Origin of the sequence: Halolactibacillus sp. JCM 19043 (genome assembly GCF_001310395.1) — a bacterium.
Lineage (GTDB): Bacteria > Bacillota > Bacilli > Bacillales > Amphibacillaceae > Halolactibacillus > Halolactibacillus miurensis.
Map to the genome: position 1 here is coordinate 1 of NZ_BAXD01000098.1, position 598 is coordinate 598.

Here is a 598-nt window from a genome sequence, read left to right on the forward strand (position 1 = left end):
TTTATGTCCATAAGGACGCGACACTTTGGACCGCGTCGTATCCAATTTTTCGATAGCGAGTGGTTTATGATGTTTAACGGCATAGTCAACGAGGGCAATAACCTCTGCTTCTATTATTTTCGTTGCCTGTCCACTGGTTTTACCCTCTAAGTTAAACGGAAGAGTAAAGGCATCCACACATTGACCAATGGCGTTGACATTGGCGACAGCAAGATGATTCACATTCAAATCAACACCAATCATGCCCGTTGATGTCGAGGTATTCAGATAGGGTGTAGCCAGCACATCAATTAAGCATTTAACGATATAGTAGTCACCATGGTCCTCAAGCGACCATGCAATCGGCTTCCCATACTTTTTCTTATCTTTCAGGTTCATTTGTGTCTGAATGGCATGGTTGACATGATCTTGACCATAAGGAAAAACAACGTCAGAGAGACGAATCACACATTGATCGATCGCCTTAAAGGTAAGGGTATGCGTCTCTGGATGATAATGAAAGACAAAGTTACCTGATTTAGCGTCGTTCCGTCCTGAAATGGTCATCTTACCGTAACGCGCCGCTGCCCAATCTTTCTGCCAACGCTCAGGATGAGCA

General features: G+C 44.1%; 1 pseudogene. It reads right to left on the reverse strand.

The features are described 5' to 3' along the window. Window positions 1-598 (reverse strand): annotated as a pseudogene (locus tag JCM19043_RS17055) (IS200/IS605 family accessory protein TnpB-related protein); the annotation flags it as partial.